The organism is Brachybacterium sp. FME24 (assembly GCF_014897705.1).
GTDB lineage: Bacteria > Actinomycetota > Actinomycetes > Actinomycetales > Dermabacteraceae > Brachybacterium.
Genome location: NZ_JABUXV010000054.1, coordinates 1 through 894 on the forward strand (window position 1 = coordinate 1; position 894 = coordinate 894).

Consider the following 894-nt stretch of genomic DNA (forward strand, 5'->3'; position numbering starts at 1 on the left):
GGAGGTGGCTGTGATGACGACACTGGAGTTCTCCGGTGGGGAACTGATCGAAACCCCCTCACCCGCCACGCCCACCCCTGTGTCCGGTACTGCCGGTGCTGCGCAGGCCGCGTCGCGCAGTGCCCGGCCGCCTCGCCAGACCGTGCAGGCCCGCACTCGCTTGACCAAGAAGTCACTGGTCAAACGGGGCCACCTCGAACCAGGCTCCGCCGACGCCGACGCCGCAGCGGGCCTGATGGAGATGCAACGCGAGGCGTCACGCGCCCGCGCCGCCCTGCTGCGCCGGGCCGCTGGTTTCTGGGTCGATCGTGACGATCCCGAACAGTCCGATGACCGCGAAGAAAAAGACCTCGCCGTCGCGATCGCGCTGCGCACCACCACCCCCAAAGCCACCACCCTGCTCGGTGACGCCCACACTGCCGTGGTCGAGATGCCCGAGACTTTCGCCCGACTCGCCCTCGGTGACCTGCCCGTGGAATGGCACGATAAACTCCTGAAATCCGTCCGGAACCTGACTCCTTTCCAACGCGCCGAGGTCGACGAACTCATCTCCGAATGGGACCTCGCCTCCCTTCCCGCAGACCGGTTCCACACCGCCCACCGACTCCTGCTGGCCTGGTTCGACGCCGACGGGGCCCGGCCCCGCCCCGAGAACTCCCGCGACGTCGCCCTGGAACGCTCCGGCCACGACGACGGCATCGCCTGCCTGCGGATCACCGGACCGATCCCCGAGATCCACTCCCTGGCGAAGCGCCTGGACGCCGCCGCCCGCGCCGTCCACGCCGAACAGCGCCACGCCCTGGACGACGGCTCCCCGATCCCCTTCGACCTCGACGGCGACGTCGCCCAGCACGGCTCGGCCATGAACCTGGCCGCCCTGCGCTACGCGATCCT

At 69.7% G+C, this 894-nt stretch carries 1 protein-coding gene; it reads left to right on the top strand.

Annotation, left to right across the window (positions count from 1 at the left end):
* Nucleotides 1–13: 13 nt before the first annotated feature.
* The coding region (locus INT51_RS21950) for a DUF222 domain-containing protein (protein ID WP_193107509.1) at nt 14–894 on the top strand (881 nt) is incomplete at its 3' end.